Here is a 6,281-nt window from a genome sequence, read left to right on the forward strand (position 1 = left end):
ATCAGACGGAAGCCACGCCCTTCTCCAGGAAGCGCTGGCCGGTGGCCTGCTCCGAGACGCCGCTGCGGTCCAGGTACGGCGTGATGCCGCCCAGGTGGAACGGCCAGCCCGCGCCGGTGATCATGCACAGGTCGATGTCCTGCGCGGCCTGCACGACGCCCTCGTCCAGCATGAGCCGGATCTCCACGGCGAGGGCCGCCAGGGCCCGTTCGCGGACCTGCTCGGCGGTCGACGGGGTGTCCCCGACCGTCATCAGCGCGGCGACCTCCGGGTCGACCTCGGGCGCCCCGGAGGCCCACGTCAGGAACGAGCGCTTGCCCGCCTTGACGATCGTCTCCAGGTTGGCCGAGACGCCGAAGCGGTCCGGGAACGCGTCGTGCAGCGTGTGCGCGACGTGCGCGGCGACCGCGGGGCCGACGAGTTCGAGGAGCACCATCGGCGACATCGGCAGGCCGAGCGGGGCGAGTGCCTTGTCGGCCACCTCGATCGGGGTGCCCTCGTCGACCGCCGCCAGGACCTCGCCGAGGAAGCGGGTCAGGATGCGGTTGACCACGAAGGCCGGCGCGTCCTTGACCAGCACCGCGGTCTTCCGGAGCTGCTTGGCGACACCGAACGCCGTTGCCAGCGAAGCGTCGTCGGTCTGCTCGGCACGCACGACCTCGAGCAGCGGCAGCACCGCGACCGGGTTGAAGAAGTGGAAGCCGACCACGCGCTCGGGGTGCGCGAGCTTCGACGCCATCTCGGTGATCGACAGCGACGAGGTGTTGGTCGCCAGCACGCACTCGGCGGAGACCACGGCCTCGACCTCGGCGAACACCTGCTGCTTGACCGACATCTCCTCGAAGACCGCCTCGATGACGAAGTCGGCGTCCGCGAACGCGTCCTTGGTCAGCGAGCCGGTGACGAGCGCCTTGTAGCGGTTGGCGGCGTCGGGGCTGAGGCGCTTCTTGGCGAGCAGCTTGTCGATCTCGCCGTGCACGTAGCCGACGCCCTTGTCCACGCGCTCCTGGTCGATGTCGGTCATGACGACCGGCACACCCAGGCGGCGCGCGAACAGCAGCGCGAGCTGCGAGGCCATCAGGCCCGCGCCGACGACGCCGACCTTGGTGACCGGGCGCGCGAGCGACCGGTCGGGAGCGCCGGCGGGACGCTTCGCGCGCTTCTGGATCAGGTCGAACGCGTAGAGCCCGGCCCGCAGTTCGTCGCCCATGATGAGGTCCGCCAGGGCGTCGTCCTCGAGCGCGAAGCCGGCGTCGACGTCGCCCGAGCGGGCCGCGTCGATGATGTCCAGCGCGCGGTACGGCGCGGGGGAGGCGCCGGCGACCTTCATGTCCGCGATGAAGCGGCCGGTCTCGATCGCCTTGTCCCAGCCCTCGCCGCGGTCGAAGTCGGCGCGCTCGACGACGATTTCGCCCTGGACGACCTTGGCCGCCCAGCGCAGCGACTCGGTGATGAAGTCCGCCGGCTCGAGCAGCACGTCGGCGATGCCGAGCTCGAACGCCTTCGGGCCGTTCAGCTGCTTGTTCTGGTTGAGCGCGTTCTCGATGACGACCGTGATCGCCTTGTCCGGCCCGATCAGGTTCGGCAGCAGCGTGCAGCCGCCCCAGCCCGGCACCAGGCCGAGGAAGCACTCCGGCAGCGAAAGCGCGGGCACCGCCGAGGAGATGGTGCGGTACGTGCAGGCGAGGCCGATCTCGACGCCGCCGCCCATCGCCGCGCCGTTGTAGAACGCGAACGTCGGGACGGGCAGGCCGCGCAGCCGGCTGAACGCGTCGTGCCCGGCACGGCCGATCGCCAGCGCCTGGTCGCGGTTCTGGATGACGCCGACGCCCTTGAGGTCGGCGCCGACCGCGAAGATGAACGGCTTGCCGGTGACACCGGCGGCGACGATCGTGCCGGCCGCGGCGAGCGCCTCGACCTGGTCGAGCGCCTCGCCCAGCTCGGCGAGACCGCCCGGGCCGAACGTGGTCGGCTTCGTGTGGTCGAAGCCGTTGTCCATCGTGATGAGCGCGAACTTGCCCGCACCGTACGGCAGGTCGAGGACCTGGACCGGGAAGTGGGTGACGAGCTCGTCCGGGAAGATCTCCGCGGCGAGCTGCTTGAGGTCCGTCACTTGTCGCCCTCCCAGTGGGGGTTCTCCCAGATGACCGTTCCGCCCATGCCGAGGCCGATGCACATCGAGGTCAGGCCGTAGCGGACCTCGGGGTGCTCCTCGAACTGGCGCGCGAGCTGGATCATCAGCCGCACGCCGGAGGAGGCCAGGGGGTGGCCGAACGCGATCGCGCCGCCGTACTTGTTGACCCGCGGGTCGTCGTCGGCGATGCCGTAGTGGTCCAGCAGCGACAGGACCTGGACGGCGAACGCCTCGTTGATCTCGAACAGGCCGATGTCCTCGATGGTGAGGCCGGCGCGCTCGAGGGCCTTCTCGGTCGCCGGGACCGGACCGATGCCCATGACCTCCGGCTCGACGCCCGCGAACGCGTACTGCACGAGGCGCATCTTGACCGGCAGGCCGAGCTCGCGCGCGGACTCCTCGGAGGCGAGGATCGCGGCGGTGGCGCCGTCGTTGAGGCCCGCGGCGTTGCCCGCGGTGACCCGGCCGCGGACCCGGAACGGGGTCTTGAGGCCGGCCAGGTTCTCCATCGTGGTGCCCGGGCGGGGCGGCTCGTCCTCGGTCGCCAGGCCGTAGCCCTTCTCCGTGGAGCGGGTCGCGACCGGGACCAGGTCGGGCTGGATCTTGCCGTCGGCGTACGCCTTGGCGGCCTTCTCCTGGCTGCCGACCGCGAACGCGTCCGCGCGCTCCTTGGTCAGCTGCGGGAACCGGTCGTGGATGTTCTCCGCGGTGGAACCCATGACGAGCGCCGACGGGTCGACCAGCTTCTCGGCGATGATCCGCGGGTTCGGGTCGACGCCCTCGCCCATCGGGTGCCGGCCCATGTGCTCGACGCCGCCCGCGATGGCGATGTCCAGCGCGCCGAGCGCGATGCCGCCGGCGACGTTGGTGACCGCGGTCATGGCGCCCGCGCACATGCGGTCGACCGAGTAGCCGGGAACCGACTTGGGCAGTCCGGACAGGAGGGCCGCGGTACGGCCGAGCGTCAGACCCTGGTCGCCGATCTGCGTCGTGGCCGCGATGGCGACCTCGTCCACCTTGTCGCCGGGCAGCTGCGGGTTGCGGCGGAGCAGCTCGCGGATGCAGGCGATGACCAGGTCGTCGGCGCGGGTCTCGTGGTAGATGCCCTTGGGGCCGGCCTTGCCGAAGGGGGTACGGACACCGTCGACGAAGACGACGTCCCTGGGGTGGCGAGACACAGTGGCAGCACTCCTCGTGGAAGGGTTACGGGCCCATGCTACTCATGGGTAACCAAAACGCCTAGAGGGGTGTTACCGCCGGTAGAGCGGTAACGGTCCGCTGCCATCCGAACAGCCCAGCGGCGGGGTGGGCGGTGTGACGTAGTCGCGGTGTCGGGAGTGCCACATGCCAACCGGGGGGTCTCTTGGCCGGGGGCTGGTGACTCGAATGGGGACGACTGGCACAATGCAGCGAAGCCTTGGCTTACTTAGCATCGCCTAACCTTCCTCGCCCCGTCCGACAAAGTCCCCGTTGGAGCGTTCCATGCCTGCCGTTCGCCGTTCGTTCGCCGCCATAGCCGGGGCCGCCCTTCTCGGGATCCCGACCCTCGCCGCGTGCAGCAGCGACTCGGGCGGCGACGCCATCAAGGTGACGGCGTCGGACAAGAAGTGCGAGCTCGGCAAGACCGACTGGAAGTCCGGCAAGAACACCCTCAAGGTCGCCAACAAGGGCAGCCAGGTCACCGAGGTGTACGTCTACGCCGAAGGCGACCGCATCGTCACCGAGCGGGAGAACATCGGCCCCGGCCTGTCGGTCGACATCAGCTTCGAGATCAAGCCCGGCAAGTACGAGGTCGCGTGCAAGCCCGGTATGAAGGGCGACGGCATCCGCCAGGCGGTCACCGTCGCCGGCGAGGCGTCCGCCAAGCCGCTCGACCCGCGCCTGTCCAAGGCGGTCGCCGACTACCGCGCGTACGTCCAGGCCCAGGTCGACGGCTCGCTGCCGGTCCTCGAGCAGTTCGTCGCCGCGGTCAAGGCGGGCGACGCGGCCAAGGCCAAGGAGCTGTACGCGAAGTCGCGCATCGGCTGGGAGTCGATCGAGCCCGTCGCGGAGAGCTTCGGCGACCTCGACCCGGAGATGGACGCCCGCGAGGCCGACCTCAAGCCGGGCGAGGAGTTCACCGGCTGGCACCGCCTCGAGAAGACGCTGTGGACCACCGGTCAGCTCGGCGCCGAGGACGGCAAGTACGCGGACAAGCTGCTCGCCGACTACAAGGAACTGCAGGAGAAGGTCGGTACCGCCGAGATCACCCCGACCTCCATGGCCAACGGCGCCAAGGAGCTGCTCGACGAGGTCGCGACCGGCAAGATCACCGGCGAGGAGGAGGCGTTCAGCCACACCGACCTCGTCGACTTCGCGGGCAACGTCGCGGGCGCCAAGAAGGCCTACGAGCTGCTGAAGCCGTACGTCGCGGAGAAGGACGCCGCGCTCGGCCAGACCCTCGACGGCGAGTTCGCCGACATCGAGAAGCAGCTCGACAAGTACAAGCAGGGCGAGGGCTACGTCTCCTACGAGACGGTCGACGCGGGCAAGCGCAAGGAGCTGTCGGACGCGGTCAACGCGCTCGCCGAGCCGCTGTCCAAGCTCGCCGGCGCGGTCGCGCAGTAACCACACCCGCGGCACCCGGCCGAGGCCGGGCCCGACTTCCCGAGGGGAGCGCATGATGACCGACGACCGGAACGGCGAACAGCCCGAGCTGGACGAGAAGAACGACGACGGCGCCGCGCCGCGTGTCGAGGCCGCGGCCGAGGCCGATGGCGGGTCCGCGACCGGCCGCGGCGGGGTCAGCCGTCGCGCGCTGATCGGCTGGACCGGCGGCGCCCTCGCGGTCGGCGCCGCCGCCGCGGGCGGGGTCGCGGCCGCCGTCACCGAGGAGCGTCACAGCGCGCCGCGCGCGACCACGACGGCCGTGCCGTTCGAGGGCGCGCACCAGGCCGGCATCGCGACGCCGGTGCAGGACCGCCTGCACTTCGTCTCGTTCGACGTGATCACCGAGGACCGCGCCAAGCTGGTCCGGCTGCTCCAGCAGTGGACCGCCGCCGCACGTGCCATGACGCAGGGTCAGGCCGTGGGCAAGGGCGCCGTCGACGGCATCGCGGAGGCGCCGCCGGACGACACCGGCGAGGCCGTCGGGCTCCCGCCGGCGAACCTGACGCTCACCATCGGGTTCGGGCCCAGCCTGTTCGTCAAGGACAACAAGGACCGGTTCGGGATCGCCGCCAAGCGGCCGGTCGCGCTGGCCGAGCTGCCGCCGTTCCCCGGCGACAACCTCGAACCCGCGCGCTCCGGCGGCGACATCTGCATCCAGGCGTGCGCCGACGACCCGCAGGTCGCCGTGCACGCGATCCGCAACCTCGCGCGCATCGGCTTCGGCACCGTCGCGGTGCGCTGGTCGCAGCTGGGCTTCGGCAAGACGTCCTCGACGACGCCGGACGCCCAGACGCCGCGCAACATGTTCGGCTTCAAGGACGGCACGCGGAACATCGCGGGCAGCGAGACGGACCGGCTCGACAAGCACGTGTGGGCGCGGACCGAGGACGGCTCCGACTGGATGACGGGCGGCTCGTACCTCGTCGCGCGGCGCATCCGGATGCACATCGAGACGTGGGACCGCACCCCGCTCGGCGAGCAGGAGGAGATCATCGGCCGCACCAAGGGCGAGGGCGCCCCGCACGGTGCGGTCAAGGAGCGCGACGAGGTGCCGCTGAAGGCCCTCAAGGAGACCTCGCACGTGCGGCTGTCCCACCCGGACAGCAACGACGGTGTGACCATCCTGCGGCGCGGCTACTCGTTCGTCGACGGCTCCGATGGTCTCGGGCGGCTCGACGCCGGGCTGTTCTTCCTCGCCTACATGCGCGACCCGGCGCGCGGGTTCATCCCGCTGCAGCAGAAGCTGGCGTCGCACGACGCGATGAACGAGTACATCCAGCACGTCGGTTCCGCGCTGTTCGCGTGCCCGCCGGGCGTGCGCGGGGCGGACGACTGGTGGGGCAAGGCGCTGTTCGGCTGAGCCGGGGCCCGGGTGCCGGGGGTGCCGGGGGTGCCGGGGGTGCCGGGAGCGTACGCAGAAGGGGCGGGTCCACGTCGGTGGACCCGCCCCTTCCGCGTTGGTCAGGCCTGCGGCGCGGCCACGGCGGGCGGCTGCTGC

Annotated in this window: 4 protein-coding genes; 2 read left to right on the forward strand and 2 right to left on the reverse strand. The window is 71.1% G+C overall.

Translation table 11 applies throughout. The annotated features are described in order from the left end of the window. Position 1: 1 nt before the first annotated feature. Entirely contained in the window at positions 2–2,113 is a 2,112-nt protein-coding gene (locus QI554_RS03040; protein ID WP_281465480.1) for a 3-hydroxyacyl-CoA dehydrogenase NAD-binding domain-containing protein, read from the reverse strand. After that, positions 2,110–3,312: a thiolase family protein gene (locus tag QI554_RS03045; RefSeq protein ID WP_281465482.1), complete on the reverse strand. Its 1,203-nt coding sequence runs from the start codon at positions 3,310–3,312 to the stop codon at positions 2,110–2,112. The genes QI554_RS03040 and QI554_RS03045 overlap by 4 nt, the downstream gene beginning before the upstream one ends. 304 nt (positions 3,313–3,616) lie before the next feature. On the opposite strand from QI554_RS03045, the gene efeO reads away from it, so the two are divergent. Together efeO and efeB are read left to right on the forward strand one after the other, a co-directional pair. Further along, complete coding sequence (gene efeO / locus QI554_RS03050) at positions 3,617–4,741, forward strand: iron uptake system protein EfeO (RefSeq protein ID WP_281465484.1); 1,125 nt, start codon at positions 3,617–3,619, stop codon at positions 4,739–4,741. 55 nt (positions 4,742–4,796) lie between these two features. Next, positions 4,797–6,143, forward strand: a complete 1,347-nt coding sequence (gene efeB, locus QI554_RS03055; protein ID WP_281465486.1) for an iron uptake transporter deferrochelatase/peroxidase subunit — start codon at positions 4,797–4,799, stop codon at positions 6,141–6,143. The last annotated feature ends 138 nt before the right edge of the window (positions 6,144–6,281 follow it).

Origin of the sequence: Yinghuangia seranimata (assembly GCF_029953285.1) — a bacterium.
Taxonomy (GTDB): domain Bacteria; phylum Actinomycetota; class Actinomycetes; order Streptomycetales; family Streptomycetaceae; genus Yinghuangia; species Yinghuangia seranimata.

Excerpts from the sequence above, each read along its gene's own strand:
- efeO (WP_281465484.1), top strand. The coding sequence starts at position 3,617 with ATGCCTGCCGTTCGCCGTTCGTTCGCCGCCATAGCCGGGGCCGCCCTT.
- efeB (WP_281465486.1), top strand. The coding sequence starts at position 4,797 with ATGACCGACGACCGGAACGGCGAACAGCCCGAGCTGGACGAGAAGAAC.